The 16,738-nt window shown below is 60.1% G+C and carries 18 protein-coding genes; 9 read left to right on the forward strand and 9 right to left on the reverse strand.

What is annotated here, in order from left to right:
* Positions 1-3: 3 nt before the first annotated feature.
* Positions 4-822 (forward strand): hypothetical protein, encoded by an 819-nt coding sequence (locus AB3X55_08215; GenBank protein ID MEX0503565.1) that lies wholly within the window; start codon positions 4-6, stop codon positions 820-822.
* A gap of 51 nt (positions 823-873) precedes the next feature.
* Here the strand turns inward: AB3X55_08215 and AB3X55_08220 are convergent, their stop codons facing one another.
* Positions 874-2,145 (reverse strand): hypothetical protein, encoded by a 1,272-nt coding sequence (locus AB3X55_08220; GenBank protein MEX0503566.1) that lies wholly within the window; start codon positions 2,143-2,145, stop codon positions 874-876.
* Between the two features lie 75 nt (positions 2,146-2,220).
* Entirely contained in the window at positions 2,221-3,396 is a 1,176-nt protein-coding gene (locus AB3X55_08225) for a hypothetical protein (GenBank protein ID MEX0503567.1), read from the reverse strand.
* A gap of 232 nt (positions 3,397-3,628) precedes the next feature.
* Here AB3X55_08225 and AB3X55_08230 point away from each other — a divergent pair, with 232 nt between their 5' ends.
* The 7 genes from AB3X55_08230 (at position 3,629) to AB3X55_08260 (ending at position 10,658) form a co-directional block, all read left to right on the forward strand.
* Positions 3,629-4,525, forward strand: coding sequence for a hypothetical protein (locus tag AB3X55_08230; GenBank protein ID MEX0503568.1), 897 nt, complete (start codon positions 3,629-3,631; stop codon positions 4,523-4,525).
* A 4-nt stretch (positions 4,526-4,529) separates the two neighbouring features.
* Positions 4,530-5,495 (forward strand): hypothetical protein, encoded by a 966-nt coding sequence (locus AB3X55_08235; protein MEX0503569.1) that lies wholly within the window; start codon positions 4,530-4,532, stop codon positions 5,493-5,495.
* A 97-nt stretch (positions 5,496-5,592) separates the two neighbouring features.
* Positions 5,593-6,012 carry a hypothetical protein gene (locus AB3X55_08240; GenBank protein MEX0503570.1) on the forward strand — a complete coding sequence of 140 codons (420 nt, stop codon included), beginning with the start codon at positions 5,593-5,595 and terminating at the stop codon, positions 6,010-6,012.
* Positions 6,009-6,848: a lytic transglycosylase domain-containing protein gene (locus AB3X55_08245; GenBank protein ID MEX0503571.1), complete on the forward strand. Its 840-nt coding sequence runs from the start codon at positions 6,009-6,011 to the stop codon at positions 6,846-6,848. The genes AB3X55_08240 and AB3X55_08245 overlap by 4 nt, the downstream gene beginning before the upstream one ends.
* Positions 6,845-8,704, forward strand: a complete 1,860-nt coding sequence (locus AB3X55_08250) for a hypothetical protein (protein ID MEX0503572.1) — start codon at positions 6,845-6,847, stop codon at positions 8,702-8,704. Before AB3X55_08245 ends, AB3X55_08250 begins: the two co-directional genes overlap by 4 nt.
* Positions 8,701-9,321 (forward strand): hypothetical protein, encoded by a 621-nt coding sequence (locus tag AB3X55_08255; GenBank protein MEX0503573.1) that lies wholly within the window; start codon positions 8,701-8,703, stop codon positions 9,319-9,321. The genes AB3X55_08250 and AB3X55_08255 overlap by 4 nt, the downstream gene beginning before the upstream one ends.
* The gene (locus AB3X55_08260; protein MEX0503574.1) at positions 9,318-10,658 is read left to right on the forward strand and encodes a hypothetical protein; all 1,341 of its coding nucleotides are present in this window, start codon (positions 9,318-9,320) and stop codon (positions 10,656-10,658) included. Before AB3X55_08255 ends, AB3X55_08260 begins: the two co-directional genes overlap by 4 nt.
* A 43-nt stretch (positions 10,659-10,701) precedes the next feature.
* Here AB3X55_08260 and AB3X55_08265 read toward each other — a convergent pair whose 3' ends face one another.
* The 7 genes from AB3X55_08265 to AB3X55_08295 all read right to left on the reverse strand — a co-directional run bounded on the left by AB3X55_08265 (position 10,702) and on the right by AB3X55_08295 (position 15,993).
* On the reverse strand, positions 10,702-11,970 hold the full coding sequence (locus AB3X55_08265; protein MEX0503575.1) for a hypothetical protein: 1,269 nt from the start codon (positions 11,968-11,970) through the stop codon (positions 10,702-10,704).
* Entirely contained in the window at positions 11,963-12,883 is a 921-nt protein-coding gene (locus tag AB3X55_08270; GenBank protein ID MEX0503576.1) for a hypothetical protein, read from the reverse strand. The genes AB3X55_08265 and AB3X55_08270 overlap by 8 nt, the downstream gene beginning before the upstream one ends.
* Positions 12,884-12,900: 17 nt before the next feature.
* Complete coding sequence (locus AB3X55_08275; protein MEX0503577.1) at positions 12,901-13,527, reverse strand: hypothetical protein; 627 nt, start codon at positions 13,525-13,527, stop codon at positions 12,901-12,903.
* Entirely contained in the window at positions 13,524-13,907 is a 384-nt protein-coding gene (locus AB3X55_08280; GenBank protein MEX0503578.1) for a hypothetical protein, read from the reverse strand. The genes AB3X55_08275 and AB3X55_08280 overlap by 4 nt, the downstream gene beginning before the upstream one ends.
* Before the next feature lie 51 nt (positions 13,908-13,958).
* On the reverse strand, positions 13,959-14,855 hold the full coding sequence (locus AB3X55_08285; protein ID MEX0503579.1) for a hypothetical protein: 897 nt from the start codon (positions 14,853-14,855) through the stop codon (positions 13,959-13,961).
* A gap of 23 nt (positions 14,856-14,878) precedes the next feature.
* Complete coding sequence (locus AB3X55_08290) at positions 14,879-15,421, reverse strand: hypothetical protein (protein MEX0503580.1); 543 nt, start codon at positions 15,419-15,421, stop codon at positions 14,879-14,881.
* A 62-nt stretch (positions 15,422-15,483) separates the two neighbouring features.
* On the reverse strand, positions 15,484-15,993 hold the full coding sequence (locus tag AB3X55_08295; protein ID MEX0503581.1) for a hypothetical protein: 510 nt from the start codon (positions 15,991-15,993) through the stop codon (positions 15,484-15,486).
* A 244-nt stretch (positions 15,994-16,237) separates the two neighbouring features.
* On the opposite strand from AB3X55_08295, the gene AB3X55_08300 reads away from it, so the two are divergent.
* A complete protein-coding gene (locus AB3X55_08300) occupies positions 16,238-16,687 on the forward strand; it encodes a hypothetical protein (GenBank protein ID MEX0503582.1) in 450 nt (149 codons plus the stop codon).
* The last annotated feature ends 51 nt before the right edge of the window (positions 16,688-16,738 follow it).

Below are 16,738 nucleotides of genomic sequence, written 5' to 3' on the forward strand. Positions count from 1 at the left end.
GGCTTGCCAGGCCGCATAGGCGGTATCTGGCTGGCCCTTGCAGCCATCACCCTGCCAACAATCACGACCGCAAATGCCGAGGACAACAGGGGCATCCAGCTGCTGTCGGACTTCAGGCAGGCTGACGAAAAGCTCCGGGACATCTTCGACGGCAGCGACGTTGTTGGCGACATTGGTGGCCGGGCCTCACAATTCGCCGCCCGGCAGGGAACACGCTATGCGCTTGTCGCCTTTCCCGTTCGTGGCAGCATCAAGCCCGAACGAATTGGCGAACCCTACTGCCGCAGCAGACTGCTGACACCTGAACAGACCGTGTTCGAGGATGCGCTCACACGACAGGTGACGGACAAGCTGGTTTCCACCAGCATGTTCAAGACCTGGCGCTCGCGGGGCAAGATTGTCGACTCCAAAGTCCTGACCCGCCGCGTTGCCGATGAAGACTACGCTGTCACGCTGTGCCTGGTTGCGGATCAGGGCGTCACCAGCGCGCCTGTCACGATCACACCGTCCGACATTGTCGCGGCACGGGTGGCGGTGGCCGGCGCATTGTTTGCGGACGCCGAATACAAGCATGCCGCCAGACGGTATCGAGAGATTTTTGAGGATACCGACAACCCCAACATGCTTGTGAGCGAGGTTGTCAGTGCGCTGAAGGCAGGTGATCTGGATGCCGGCTTTGCCCGTGACGAGCTGTTGATTGACCGGCTTGACGAGGTCACGGACCCGGATCTGCTGGCAACATATGAAACCGTGATGGAAGAGGCCGTTGCGGCCTATATGGCCGTATCGGACAGCAGCGCCACCAACGCCACGACCGATTGACCGGCATGTGGCCGAGATACGGCCCAGCCTCATCCCGCCAGCCTCATCCAGCTAGTTGTCGAATTTGTCCTTCAGTGACTGCGACTGTTCGCGGGCCTTCTTGACACGTTCGCGCGCCGCCTTCAGATCGGCATCCGGTGCCGGTTCAAGCGGGCGGACCACATATTCATAGCCCGTCAGCGAGGCCATATCGCCGCCGTCGAAAGTTTCAATTTCAGCCTTTGACTGTTTGGCTCTGACCGTTGTGATGACAACCGTGCCAACGGTGGTTTCCTTGTAGCCGAGGCTTTCCTTGCTATAGGGGTCATACATCCTCTCGCCAAGCCGGATCAGGCTGTAACGCTCGCCCTGGTCGATCGTCTTGCCACCCTGACCAAGCGTCAGCACGTTGCCGTCAATGGCCACGATCCGGATCGGATAGATGGCATTCTGGACATAGCGACCAATCGCACGCGCCGCGCTGCGGGCAAGATCGCGATAGTCGGTTGTGGCGCTGGTGTCGACCGTTCCGGAAAATTTGATCTGCGAGGTGGCCACATCGATGATCCGCACCCCAACCTCGCTTGTCAGGACTGTCTTGCGCCGGACCCGGTTGGTGGTTGCCATCTGACGTTCGGTAACCGTTGTCACAAGATCGCGAAGTTCGATCACGACCAGATAGTCGGTGCCGACCCGATTGCCGAGTCTGGCCAGCTCGCGCGTCGGAACATTGGCCGTGGCAACATAGTTCAGCTCGGCCTGTGTTTCTGCCATCAGCTGCCGGTCAATCATCGCGAACCTGCGGGTCTGGGTCAGATAGTCGATCACCCCGTCCTGCAGGTCTTCGGCAAATTCCGCCGCCGCCGCCCGGTCCTGAACATCATTGTCGATCAGGATACCGCTCAGCGCCATCCGCAGCCTGTCCAGCTGTTTTGACGTCTGGTAACGCGCCACCTGAACCGAAAGATTGACCGTAACCAGCCCTGTGCCGGCATCTGTGCCGCTGGACAGGATGTTGTAGCTTTCCACGATGCCGCTGGTGGCGGTGCTGATCTGTTCCATGAAGGCTGACGAGGCAAGAAAGGATGAATCGGTTTCTGTTGTCACCTCGGTGGTCATTTCGGCCAGCGCGGTCTGCGAGGCAATGGCCATGCCATTGACCATCGACACCGCCTCGCGGACGCCGTCAAGAACGGCATCGCGTTGCGAGATGCCAAGCCCCTGCGACTGAACGGTGACAATTTCAACCCCGCCCCTCGCCTCGGCCGGCGTCGAGACAAACCCGGTGACCAGGGCCACAAGGCCGAACAACAGACCGGCTGCCATCATTTTTGCTGTAGTCATGATATTTCCACCATAATCATATCCGCGGGGGGCATCAGAGCGATGCCCCTGCCGGATGATTCCTGATCCGAGGGTCTAGTTGACGCCCTTTGCGTTGAGACGGCTGACAATTTCCTGGGCGGCAAGATCGCCGGCAATTTTCAGCGCATTTGTAACCGCGGTGTTGTCTTCATCACCACCGGCCTGTCCAAGAACCGGGCCGATCGCGGCCACCTTTTTCGGCAGCCGGCGCGACACATCCAGAACCTCGCCGGTGATCGATACCGACACCGTGTAGCCGTCGACAACCGACACTTTCGGCTGATTGACCTCGATCGTGCCGATGGCCAGATATTGGACGTCGCAGTCGCGAACAGCCGTAATCACCGCGCGACGTGTCTCGCGGCTCATCCTGCCGTCAAAGGCCAGTTCTTCTTCGATGACCTCGAGGTCCTCGCCGCCACAGCTGTCCAGCACATCCAGATAATCGGTCGGTTCATAATTGTTGAGCGACATGATTTCCGAGAACTGGGTATTGAACTGCAGGGTTGGAACAAGATCGAAATCCCGGATCACGGCCGTGCGTTCAGCGCCGCGCTGGGTTGTTTCACCGCCGCTCGACGATTTGCTCTTTTGTTCCTTCAATGTGGTTTCAACGGTTGTGGTGTCATCTTCGGCAAGGACCGTTTCTTCCGACTTCAGGGATTTGGAACTGCTTTGCTTGGAGACGTCCGCATCATAGGTGGTGACGTCGCTTTCCTTTGTATAGACCGCCTGCTTCGCCGCGAAAATCCAGACCATATAGGCGCCATCGCCGTCGCCGCCGCCCGATGTACTGGTGAACATGCCGTCGATCAGCGGCTGGTTCACCAGCAACAGCGCCTCGGCCATGATTGTCTTTGCCTTCTTGTCCACCTCATGGGCAACCTGCTTGTTGAGCAGATAAGTGTCGAGGTTGCGCAGAATGTCATTCTGCTGGGCCAGATATTGCTGCATCCGGCCAGCGCCCATGCAGCTTCCCACATAGCTTTGCCAGGCATTCTGAACAGCCTGATCATGCGCCGCCGCGATGTCTTCATCCTTGGGCTTGCTGTTGAAATTGCTCTTCGCCTCATAGGCGGTTTCGACAGATCCGTAAAAGGGCTGGTCTGTCACGCATTGCGCCATCGCCTGCTGCCCGGCGATGGTCACGGCGCCAAAGAGCAGTGCCGCTTTTACCCATCCGGAGATGACAGAGACAGAAGTGAAGCTGAAGATATTCTGGAAACGCATATGATCCACCACGTTCGATGTTCCTATTGTCCCCCATCAGCTACATTAGCAAGAACACCATTTGTTAAACAAGCTTGGCTTTGGTTTGGGGGCAAAGCCGGTTACTTTCAGGGTCTATGCAAAATTCAGCCAGAAAATTTCATCTACCGGATATGAGCCGGCTGTCGATAACACAAAAACATGCCGCGCCGATGGAAATGAACGGGTACAAAAAAGAATGCGGGACGTGATCATGCACAAGACGACAACAAGGGCTGTTGCGATGCTGCTATATATTCTGGCGCTGGCACCGCTGGCCGGGTTTGCCCCGGCCGCGCACGCCCAGACAGCAGCAAGTGACATCGACAGCCTGCTGATCATCCCGGCGGCGGATGGCAAGGCTGATCTGGCATCCCTGCAGACCCGTCTTGAATTTGCGGCTGGCGCGGCATTCATGGATATCGGCGTTCTGCCGATCGATCCTGATTTCATGCCGGCACCAAAGAACGCCGGCGACGCCTCGGCAGCCGGCGATTACCGTTCGCAGCGTCTGCAGGTCCTCAGGCAGGTTGCCGCGCAGCGTCCGGGCAGACTGCTGGCTGTCGAATTCGACCTGCTGACCTCCGCCGGACCTGACAGCCTGCCGGTACCGGCCGCCTCGGTGGTCGATGTCGAGTTTGGCCAGCTGGTGGCCAGAACATCGACCCTGCCGATCCTGGAGCCGGAAAATGACATGGCCATTGCCGCCGCAGCAGCATCGCTGACACGCACACTGGCACGCCAGCTCGAACAGAACGGGTATGTCCTGTCCGCCGCCGCGAAAAAGCCCTGGGGCGGTCGCACGACGCAATACAGGCTGGCGCTGGAAGGCTTTGACCTTTGTGAAAGACGCGGCCTTCTGGCCACGATGGAGACCGAATTTCCCGGCTTCGTGTCGATCGAACTGGTCAAGGCACCCAATCCGTCTTTCGCCATATATCTTTATGACAGCACGGCAACCAGCCAGCGGATGCAGAAATGGCTGGAACAGCTGATGGTGTCCTATGGCCTGGCCTCCTCGCCGACATCCAGACTTCTGGTGAAGGATGACAGCATCCGGATCCAGAAGGATCGCGCGACAAGAATTTACTCTCCGCTATGTGACGGGTGATATCATGACTTCAGTAAATCCCACCTCCCGAATCCCTGCCAGCATGGTGACCGGCCTTGCCACCCCTGCCCGTGCGGCGCGGCCACCGATGCGGATTTCATACCTCATCCTGATATGCCTTGCCGCATGGCTATGCCTGACCATTGGCGGCATCGGCAGAGCGCAGGCCGAGGATACGGTTATCGTCATCCCGACGGTGAACAATGATGTCCAGACCAGAGCCGCGGTGACAGTCGGCTCGCGCCTCAGCCGGTCCGGCTACAGGGTGGCGTCGCCGACGCCGCTGCTCGACAAGCTGAATATCGGCCCGGTGGTGTCACGATCCGACATCATGTCCCGCGGCAATGACATCGTGACCATCATCGGCAAGTCCATCATCGTGCTGGTTGATCTCGAAGTCACCGAAACAGGTGCCGGGTCGCCCGGATATGACATCCGTCTGAGTTCGGAAATCTACGAGCCGGCAAGCCAGCAGCTCATCGCCAGCTGGTCGGTGCCAAACACCACGCTTGTGCCGCCAACACCCTGTGCCGCCGACTGCCAGGCGATGGCGCTGCAGGCCGAGGTCGAAAGAATGGCCGACACGCTCGGTGAAAGCCTTGTGTTTCTGTTGCAGGAACCGGGCGGCACATTGGCCGGTGACGGCGGGGCGATTGCCATCCTTCAGGTTGAACTCATCGATCTCAGCGCGGATGAACGGATCCAGCTGGTGGATCTGATGCGCAACGAATTTCCGGGCTTTGTGGATATCACCCGCTCGCAATCATCCGGTCCGCGCCAGCGGCTTCGCTATCACACCACCGCCGATCTTGACCGGCTTGGTGAATGGATCATGGTGTCGCTTGCGGAAATCGGATTGAATGTCGGCGAGGATGTGCAGTTCGTGATGAGTGGCAACCGCATCGATATTCGGCGCATTTCGATTGCCAACCGCAAGGGCAGCACCGGCAACTCGGTAAAATTCAACTGACCGCCCTGCCCGGCATCTGATCGTCAGGCCGGATCAGCCAAAAACAGTCCTGAAAATTTCATGTCTTCAGAAGAAAGAGACGCTTCTGGAGAGTCCAATGATCAATGATGGCGCAAACCCCCTGGCCGAAGTGGCTCTGGCCCTCGCCATGGCCTTTTTCAGCCTGATGATCCTGATGCTGTTCGCGATGGTGAACGCACCGCAGACGGACGGCACGGCCACCGCAGCCGCGACGGTGGAGATCACCACCGACAAAAGCACCAAACCGACCGATGACCGGGAACGTCAGTTGATCATCTACACCGAAGACGGTCTGTTTGACTCGACGCTGTCCCGGATCGACCCGGCCAGCATCGACCGGCAGCAGCCGGTCATTCTTGCCGTGTCTGACAGAATGCCAATCTCGAGCCTCACCAGCTTCCAGCGCCAGCATCCGGGTCTGACCCTGGAAATTGCCGAACTGACACCGGACTGGCAGGCCCGGCTTGCCGCATCACAGGAAAGGACCGGTCAATGATTTCACTGTTACTGAGATATCTGCTGGTTTCGGCCCTGCTCGTCACAGGGGCATTTGGACTGACGCTGTCTGCACAGGCAGCATCACCTTCACAATCGCTGCACACAAAGGACAGCCTGATGCGGCTTGTCGTGCAGGAGGCCCGAAAGACAGCCAATGTCACACCAAGCGTGGCGCTGGCCGTTGCGAAGATTGAATCCGGCTTCCGGCCCCACGTCGTCAGCTCTGCCGGGGCCATCGGCGTCATGCAGATCATGCCGAAGACGGGGCGTGATGTATTCGGGCTGAGCCGCACAGAGCTTTTTGACCCGGCAATCAACATCAAGGCCGGCGTGACCTTCCTTGACCAGCTTATCACACGCTATGACGGCAGGATTGATCTGGCCCTGTCGCATTATAATGGCGGCTCGCGGGTCACCGCCGGTCCGGAGCCGAAAATCATCCCGGTTACCAGAGGCTATGTCATCAAGGTTCTTGCCGCCGCGCAGGCCTATGAAGCTGGCTGGGCCGGCGTGATCAGTGACCGGGACGGTGCCGGCAGGGCAGTTGCGTCCGCAAACAATCCATCAATGCCAGCCGAAACCCCTTTCAAGGCCAAGACCCATATCAAGGCCCCATATCGGCAATCGACAGGCACAGTGCCGGCGGCGACAGCCGCATGGCAGCAGCATCTGAAGGAAGCGGATTTCTGGTTTGCCGCGGCCCGGGCAACGCTTGCCGCCGATCCACCCTCGCCGCCTGCGCTGACCGGCGGTACCGGACCGGCCGAACAGCTTGTCACCAGCATGCAGGGAAATCGCACCGCCTTTCGTCACTGGTTGAAAGCAAACCAATGATCGGGGTAGTTTCTATGGCGGCGGCACCGGATTATCAGGGTTTATGGGCGAATGGAAAAGGCAGTGCCACGATTGTTGAAATGCCGCCCGGTCGGCGTGGTCTGCGGCATCTGCCCTGTGGCCAGCCAGGGCGGCGCGGCATGGTAGATCCGACCGAGATTCTGGGTGGCTGGTCGGAATTCACCGTCACACCGCCATCGGAATATTTCCTGAACTGCCTGCGGTCGGTCGGCGAGGCGACAGCGCTGAATGGCGACCCCGCCTATCAGCCGGATATTGTCACACAACTGATCACAACAATTGCCAGCCGCGGATACGGGCCGCTGCTGTTCCGCACCGTGCATGTGATGTCGGCTGCGGCGATGATGGAGATCAGGCTTGATCAGCTGCTGGTGACCGACCGGCCGCTGACAGCCCGGCAGGCACAGCGGATCCTGATGTCCCCCGCCACGCCGCCACCGGCCCTGAAGGTGAATGACGGTATGCTGGAATTTGTCGAGCCGGGGACGAAAGACCCTGTTTTCAAGCTCGGCAGCCAGCAGGTTCCCCTTGCCACGGCATGTCTTGAATTCCTGGTCGAGGCGCTTGGATTCACCCGCATCAACGAGGCCTTTGCCACCCTGGCGGATGACACCGGTGCCGCCGCGCGAAAAGCGGTCACCAAGGATCTTTCGAACAGGCTCTACCATTTTCTCGGAGAGCATCTTCCGCAGGCGGCGGAACGCAATCTGGCGCGCATACTTGCCGAACATCTGGAGGCTGAAGTCGGCGCACCGGCTTTCGCCGCGGAAGATATAGACGACCAGCTGATCCTGGATTTCTGGCTCGACAAGAGCCTTGATGAAACAATGTCATTCAGGCTGTTCGGCACGGCTGCCAGAGCATGGCTGACATTTCGCGACTGTCTGATCCGGTCACGCGGGGACGGATTTGATATCCACCTGTCATTGAGCATCGCCCATGAGGATGAGGATTTCGACAGGCTGTCGCAGCTTGCGGTTGGCGCCGGCGATGACAGTGACGGCGCCACAGCCGCTCTCGGTCAGCTTGTCGGTGACGAAGCCACCCCCGCAAACTGGCTTGCCGACCTGCAGCGCCCACCCTGTGATGAGATAAAGTTCCTCACCAAGACCGAGCTTGCGCAGATCGCGATCCCGGCGATGGCGGGACGTACCGGCCACAATCTTGTGCTGACCTGTCTCAGGCTGGCAGCCTTCGGCCCGCTGCAGAACAGGCTTGTTCAGGCCAGCCGGAACAAGACACTTCAGCCAGCTGACATCGAGCGCGAAATGACAGCGATGGATGATGCCATATATGCCGATCTGCTGGCAGGCTGGCAGGCGCTTCGGACAGTCGCCGAGGATATCGCGACAACCGCCTATCTGCGCCTGTGGGAGGAAGGCGATGTCGCCATTTTTGAATTTCTGTCGCAACAGGCGGATGAAGATACAAGACAGGAAATGGCCAGCATTGCCGCCGATCTTCAGCGCCAGCTTGCCAGCCAAACCCCGGATGAGGATTTGGATGACGACCCGGTGACGCGGCTTGCGATACAGATGCTTGGCGCGATGGATCAACTGCCGTCGGACAGCGCGATTTCCATCACGCGCCAGAAGATGAAACGCACAGCCCAGTCCTATCGGCGGCAGGGTCTGCGCAGCACCGACCGGAGCGAACCGCCCACCAAGGCTGCGGACAGATCACACGCGCTGGCATGCGGCGGCGACAGGCTGTTGAAACTTGCCGCCATGCTGACCAGAATGAGCCACCCCGACCCGTCGCCGGCATCCCGGATTACCGGTGATCTGACCATTTTCGGCACCCAGTTTACCCAGCTTCACGAGACGGCAGCATGACCCCATCATCCCCATCCAGCCCGTCGCGGATCGACCGCGATACCGCCGAAGCCCGGCTCGCAAATCGGCTGTCGGCAGAGGCGGTACACACCGCGCTTGCGACGCCGACTGCACAGAATACAGACCGGGACGCCGGCTCGCGGATCACCTATCGGATCATGCACCAGCTCGTCACCGGCACCTTCGAGGGCGATGCCCGGCCCCTGCTGGCGCGCATTTCGGCCGACTTCAGCGCGCGCCGGCAATTCCGTGACATTCTTGGCATGACAGCAGTGGCGCGGCAGGACCAACAGGCCGCCGCAGCTTCGATTGATACCGGGACCACCGCCACACGGCCTGGCCAGATGTTTGATCTGATCATTTCGCCCTCGTCACGAAATGACGGCATCCTCTATCTTCAGGTCAAATTTCACGCCACACCGGATGGCGGCACGGTATCGGGGCCGTCCGGGCCCGACCGGGCAAGCCCCACCATGCTGTTTGCCGACCGCAGTGGACAGTTCGCGCTGGTGAGATTGCCTGAAATCGTGGATGGGACCGCACAAATCATGCTAGATCAGTCACACGATATCGTGCAGGCATTCCGCGACCCGGAAACGGAGTTCTTTATCCGGTGAACCCTTTCAAGGTTTTTATCCCGACAACCAGAGGTGCCGTCCAGATCCTCTCCATAACCAGGGAAGCTCCCGACATCCGATCGGTCCTGTGTATTGAGGGCAGTTTCGAGGCACTTCCCGTCAGCAGCGGCTATGACCAGTTTGTCCGGCGGCCAACCGGCGTTATCGAGAAATATCTTGGTGAAGGATCCTACCGGACCGACCTCGACGCCCCGGTCACACAAGGCGACAGCTGGCAGTTCGGGATCTTTCTGGCCCATATCATTGTGGCGGCGGACATGTTTTCCGGCGCGCGTGCCGCACAGCGGGGCGGACGGACAATCTGGGCAAGCGGCGAGGTCAGCCCCGCCCTCGACATCAAGCCTGTCGACCATATGCGTCAGAAATTCACCGAGTCACGTGCCACCTTGCAGACACTCGAGGATGATGGCGAGCAGATCATGGTGCTTCTACACCCGTCGAATGCAGACCAGATTGTCGATCTCGTCCCCGACGGGTGGACGGTCATCACCGCATCGACGATCCCGGATGCCCTGACACAGATCGGCGTCGAGATTGCCCCGTCACCGGGTATCGAGACGCCGCACCCCCGGCCCGGACCACGGCGCTGGCGCGGCCTTGCCCTGGGGGGAAGCATTCTTGCGCTGATGCTTGGCCTGATTGCCTATCATCTTCCTGTACAGGCACTTCAGAACGCCCTTGCCTTTGAACAGGCGGGCCAGCACAGGGCGTTGCTGATGGAAATCAGAACCAACCTGGCACGCAAGAACTGGGTTGTTACCAACGCCTTCTATTTCTTCGAGGTGTTCTATCTTGGCGGGCGATCCCAAAAGCTTGGCGACGCGCTCGACATCTCGATCAGCACGGATGACAGCCTCGAACAGGCCGCAACAGCCGGAACCGCGGGCACCGGCACGCCGAATGCCTGCAACGAGGCACTGGCCACACCCCAGAAGGTTGGTGCCGTATTCCCGATGTTGCCCGCAGCCGGCTGTCCGATCCGGCTTTCGGTGGAGAACGGCCATTCTGACAAGGTTCGGGTCTGGCTTGCCGTAACAAGCCGGACCGGGGATGACGCGACGAATGTGGAATTTCGCAGCGGCGCCGACCTGAAGCCCGGGGACAGATTCCAGACCCCGCCCTTTACCGTCGCCAATAACAGCCTCTCGCTCTATGCCGTGGTGTCCGACAGGCCGGATTTCGGATGGCGTCAATGGTTCGAAAACCTGATCCGGACCCCTGCCGGTTCCGTGCAGCAGGCCAATATCAACCGACTGACCGGAAGCGGGATCGGCGTTGTGGTGGCGCGGCAACCGGAAAATGCCGACCTGAGATAGCTCCTTTAGCCAGCATCGACATACCGGATGAACGGCCCGGCGATCAGACGCAGCTGTCACGGTCGAGTGATATCCGGCCTTCATGAGGTCGCCCGTCAAGTGTCAGCTTGCCAAGATACAGGCCGCCTTGGTCAAGCTCATATTCGGCTGTCACCCGGCCATTCGGCGGCAGACCGCCAAAGGCCCGGTTCAGTGCCGCCAGCAGCCACATATCATGCGAGCGTCTGAACACACGCACAGCCCGCCCCCCGTCAACGCCAACTTGCCGGCGGTCCCTGATCCGCTCGATGTCGCTGCGCTCGCGCGGGTCAACCGGTCGCTCGACAATCCGCATGAACGGGGAATGCAGGGCGGCGTTGAACGACCTGCCGCCGCCGGAACCCATATGCACCCTGTTCGCCGCATCGACAACACCGGTTTCCACCCCAAGGCAGCTGGTAAGATGCGCGTAGATCCGGGCATGGCTTTGCCTGTCGGCAGGCCACAGAAATTCAAGTGACAGCCTTTGCGGCGCGGTTTCCATCAATCTGTCCGCCACCTGCCAGTCGGCCGCCTGAGGGGCCGTGACGTCCTGCGCGCTGTCGCTGACATTCACCTTCATGTCGGTTGTCGCCGCGGCTGTCATCGGCTGCAGGGCAGGCATCGTTTCCGACAATTGATCGGCACCGATATCGGTAGAGGGCGCAGCCGGTATTTCGGCCTGTGACACCGCCGCCGGTACCTTTGCCGGGGCCGCAGACATCGCTGCCAGGACAGGTGGTGCCGGGTCTGTCCGGCGATGCTGCGAGGGTGTCAGCGGATCGAGAGGGTCCGGCTGGACCGGTGCCCGCCGGGGCGAATTATCCTGACGTGGTGCCATCGGCGTCAGCTGGGCCACCTGTTTCGGGATGACGGGCTCTGGGATCATCGGCTTTGGGATCATCGGCTCTGGGATGATCTGCTTTGGGGTGGCTGGCTTCTGGATGGCTGGCTTCTGGGCACCGGGGAGCGCCTTGGACGGCTCGGGTTTGGTTTGTTTCGGGGCTGGCAATGCGTCCGGCGCAGGCTGTTGTGCTGCAGCTTCGGCCTCCGGCATATCCGGAACCGGCGGCATCGAAACAGCTGCCAGCCGCAATGGTATGGCGGCAGGCGGTGGGGCGGCAGGCAGAGGTTCGGACGCTGGCGCTGCCTGGGCTGACTGGGCTGGCGGCGGGGGGGATGCCATGTCGACAGTCTGGTCGGGTGATGGCGCCGCAACAAAGGCCGACGCCACCACCAGGGCCAGCAGAAATCCCAGATTGACCGGGATGCTGATATCGCGTCGATCAGCCACCGGTCCGTTCCAGATACATCAGCTGCAGCTCTTCAACCATCAGGGCCAGACTGTCGGCACGCTGTCCGGGTGACATATATGCCGGGGTCGCAGGTGCCGCGACAACATCACCTGCCGGACCCGGCTGTTCGGGTGTCGCCGGCCCGGCTGTCGCCACGTCACCTTCGGTGGCTGACTGCTGAAGCTGTGCGAAGGCGGCAGCGATGTCGGCATCACTCATCTCCTCGGAAATGGCGGGCGCGGTGGTTCCAGACCCGTTGCCAGCAACCACAGGTTGACCGACGGTATCGACATCGGGTTCGGGAACGCTGACGGCTGGCGCTGCCGCAGCCAGTTCTGATGCGACGGGCTTTGGCGGTGCGTCGACAATGGCCGGTCGATTTTCCACAGATGCCTTGTCACCTCCATCATCCGGTGCCTGCCGGGACCGGTGATTTGCGGCATTCACGGCATCCGGCGTGCCGGCCGGCTCTGTCCTTGTTTCGAGCAGTGCCCGGATCATCGTCTCGATGTCGCGCATGGTGACCGGCTGATTGTCGCTGTCGACAGCCGCAGCGCCCTGCTCGGTGGCCGGCCGGCTTGATGCAACCTGTCCCGCTGTCGGGCCGTCGGCGACAATCCGGTCGGCGACGACCCGGTCAGAGGCGGCCCGGTCAGAGGCGGCCCGGTCGGCGGCGGAGTGCGCTTTCGGGGACAGCACCTCCTCGATGACAGGTTCCATCGCTTCCAGCAGGGCCGTGCCCGCGGTTTCCGATGGATCACCGGCCGCGCCGGCGTCACGACCGGCGGTGCGCGCCGCGTCGAACATCTGCGGCGCCTTGCCTAGCCAGCTGGTGAAGGACTGGTCGGGAGAGGCCATGAAAAGATACCCAAGTGCCGACAGGACGGTAATGTTGAAGATGAGGTAACGCATGTCTTGTGATCTCCTGTTCAGGAAGAAGAAACGGGGGGGCTGTCCTCGATATCGCCGGTATCCGGATCGCTGCAGGGGCGGCTGGTCAACGCCAGTGACGCGTTCAGAACGATCAGAACAGTGCGAAGAATGGCCGAAAGAGGCAGGCCGATCACCGAGGTCAGAAACGCCATGCTGAAATCATCGGTCAGCGTGGCAATCACCTTGTCGATGCTGTCGGGTGTCAGGCTGCTGTGCGACAGCTGGCCAATGCCGAGGCTGATTCCAAGAAGCGTGAATGTCAGCGCCAGGGTGGCGATGCCGTTGCATGATTGCAGGCCTGCCTGCAGCCATTTCTGGCGTTCAAGATCGGGCTGTGGGTGATGCGCGCTGTGGATCAGCTGGACACAGCTGAACATGGCCGTCAGCACCAGCGCTGACAACAGCAGCAGAAAGCCGCCGCCAAGCATGTCGAGCGCCCAGTCAAGGATCTGCGACGGCGACATGCCGGTGGCAAAGGTGGCCATCGCGGTGACCACAACGACGAGGCCGAGGAACAGGCTGAGTGACTGCATCGCCAGTCCGATCAGGCTCGTCTGCCGACCGGCCGCAGCGGGGCGTCCGGCCAGCAGCCTGCGCGGGGATCTGATTGCCAGAGCCATCATGGGATCGACCGCGCATTCATCAGATCGCTGGTCGACAGACCAATGCCCTCGAGCCATTGCGTGGACATCGACCGACCGGATTCGGCGGCCGAATGGACAAGAAAGGACATCTCGTAATTCTTGAACACCTTCATCACCAGCGGGCTGCGCGATGATTTCAGCGATTTGTCATTCAGGGCGATCCGTTCCAGATCGGCAAGCCGACGTTTGGAAAAGGCGATTTTCTCCTCGCGCTGAGCCACATTCAGGTCGGGGTCAAGCAGATGTGAAACCATAATCGACCGCTCGCGTTCCATATTTTCAAGCGATCCGGCAAAGGCCGGCGCACCAGCCAGAAGGGCGGTTGCGACAAGGCAGGTGCAGATGATGTGTCTGGTCATGTTCGGGTCTCCTCTAACATGCGTTGTTTGACTTCGTATGGGTCTGGACGATCAGAAATTCACGAACAGCTTCACGCCGGCGGATGGCGACCTGAAGTCTTCGGTGATGTCGGGTGTTTCACCATTTTCGAGATAGGCCCGTTCGGCCACCTCTTCGGCAAACGCCATGGCGTCGAGTGACAGCAGCTTTGCCATATGGCCAAGCACTTCATCCTCCATGTCGAGAATTGCCAGCTGTGCCTCGACATTCATGGCAAGTCTCTGCAGCTCCTCGATCTTGTTTGCCGGCGCGTCGATACCGGCATCCATCTGGTTCAGCGGATGATTTGCAATGGCGTTGCGAAGCGCCTCAATGGCCTGTCTGTTGGCTGCATAATCCTCGCCGAATTTGCTTTCCGGAAGATTGCTCGAATAGAACAGCTCCTCGCGAAGGGCGCTTTCAACCTTGCCTGCCCGTTCCTGCGCCGCGTCGATGGCGGCGGTCATCTCGCGCTGGTCCTCAAGGCTGCTGGCGTTGCGCCTGGCGGTGCGCGTCAGATGCTGATACAGCCGCAGTTTGGTCTTCAGCTTGGCGCGCTTCAGACCAATCTGTTCGCCCATCAGCCCGATATAGGCGCGCTTTGCCGCCAGGGTCTGGTGTTTTGCTTCGATCGCGGCGTCACCTTCATAGAGATGAAGGGAGTCATTCAACGACTGGATATTGGTCACTTCCGAGGCGATCTGCTGATCGATATCCATCATGTCACTTGCCAGCGGTGAGGCGGCAAAGTCCCGTTGAATGGCTCGTTCCAGCTGTTTCTGTGGCAGAACCAGCACCTTTTCGCTGATCTGGGGTTGCCAGCCGGCATTGCTCTTGGCGAAGGCCGGCGTCCAGATCACCAGGGCCATCCCCGTGGCGATGGTGACTGCAAATCTGGCACGCGGCGCAATCTGATGAAGGTGTTTCATGGCGTTTGATCCTTTCTGCCGGTTCAGTTGGTCTGCCAGTACCAGGCGCGACGCACCTCGTCCTTGACCTTGCGGCGGGCGTTCAGCGACGCCAGCTTGTACCCGACCCGGTCATCGAACCGGTGCAGCAGAACCCGCATCGTGTCGGTAAAGGAACTGCCGTCGGCATAGACCAGATCGGCCCCGTCAAAGCTTGTCTCGAAATCGATCAGGGCCAGTCGTGCGGCCTGAATATCGCCGCCCTTGATGTAGTTCTGAACGGCGATTGCCTTGGCCTGCATCCGCGTCTCGATTTGCACAAGCGAGGCGGAATCACGAAGTTTGGAATCACATCCGGCAAGGGTTTCGGCGCTGGCAAGATACTGGCCACGCTCATCGGTGGCAGCCGCCTGGGCGTCCTGTTCCAGCCCGTTGCTGAAACAGGAATCGAAATTCAGGACGTTCTGCATCTCGTTGGCACGATCAATGACCGAGACGGTTGGTGTCGACGACGTCAGGGCCGTCTGCTGACAGGCGGCAACCGTAAAGGCGCCGAGAACGATCATGGGGAGGGAAAGACGCTTCATTGGTGAAATCCTTCTTTGCTTCTTCAGATGTCGGAATTGCGAGGGCGCTGGCGCGTCGGGCATCAGCGCAGGAGACCATAATTCGAGGAAACGGAGAGTCTGACACTCTGGTTCACGCGATACCGGTGGTTTGACCGGAATGTCAGGTCGCGGCCGCCAGAGCGAACATGGATCACATAGTGATCGGCGACCTGCTCGGTTGTCTGGTGATAGGTTGTCCGGTCGTGGCAGACCTTGCGGGCGCCCGATGTCCGGTCCATTGCGGCCATCGCGCCGAACAGCGCGCCAAGCGAGCCAGCGCCGTGATTGTCGCTGAGCTTGTTGCCGATGGCCGAGCCGACAAGGCCGCCCACAACCATATCACCAACATTTCCCTGAAGGCGCGAATGCGACCGGACTGTCTCGCAGGATCGTGTGGTGACGGGTTCCTGGACAATGCGCTGTGTCCAGACAGTTTCAACGCCCGTTACATAGCCGGTACGGGTTTCGTCAATCACCTGACCGCTGGCCTGGGCCGCACCGAACAGCGCGCCGGCCATGATCATCACTGACACAAGCTTTGTCGTTTTCATCTGCATCTCCTTGAAACAGGGTTGATGCAGGGGTCATGGAATCTTCAGGCGCGAAATTGCTGCGATGGCCGGGATAAAATGTGGCACGGGCGAAAAAACATTGTCAGCAGGGCGTTTTGCCGCCTGTAAAGCGGCGTCTCCCGCGGCCCGGCAACATCATTTGACGCCGGCACGAACCACACCGTATCGTAAGGGGTGACTGTGCAGATGCCGACAGACAGGACAGCAGAAGGGGCGTGAAGTGATGTCAGTGAAATCCAGCTTTATGGTCCCGGTCTGCCTGTTCCTCGTCATGGCGTCGCTGCCCTTGATGTCATGGGCGCATGACAAGGACCGGACGCCCTGCGCGATCGATGTGGTGTTCGACAATGACGATGACGGGGTCGCAACCTATTTCGTGCTTCGTCTGCAGCACAAGAACCAGTCAAGACGCAATATCGAGGCCGTCAGCGTCCTTGTTCATGATGCCGATGGCAATGTCATCCGGAATTCCGATGCCATATGCGGCGATGGTGATGCCGGCATAGAGGCCGGTGACACCGGGCAGTGCGAAAAGGTGCTGCAGGTCATTACCGGCAAGATGGCAAACAGGTTTGGCCATGAAATCTGGGTCCGGATGATCGATGACCAGCGACAGCAGATCGGCAAGGCTGATGCCTGCGAGGTTCTTGGGGTGCGCTACAAACAGAACTGATCCTGTCGACAGAGGCGGTGACCACAACAGCTTCTTCGGCGGCGCATTGTG

It is taken from the genome of Alphaproteobacteria bacterium LSUCC0719 (assembly GCA_040839025.1).
Classification (GTDB): domain Bacteria; phylum Pseudomonadota; class Alphaproteobacteria; order Puniceispirillales; family Puniceispirillaceae; genus UBA8309.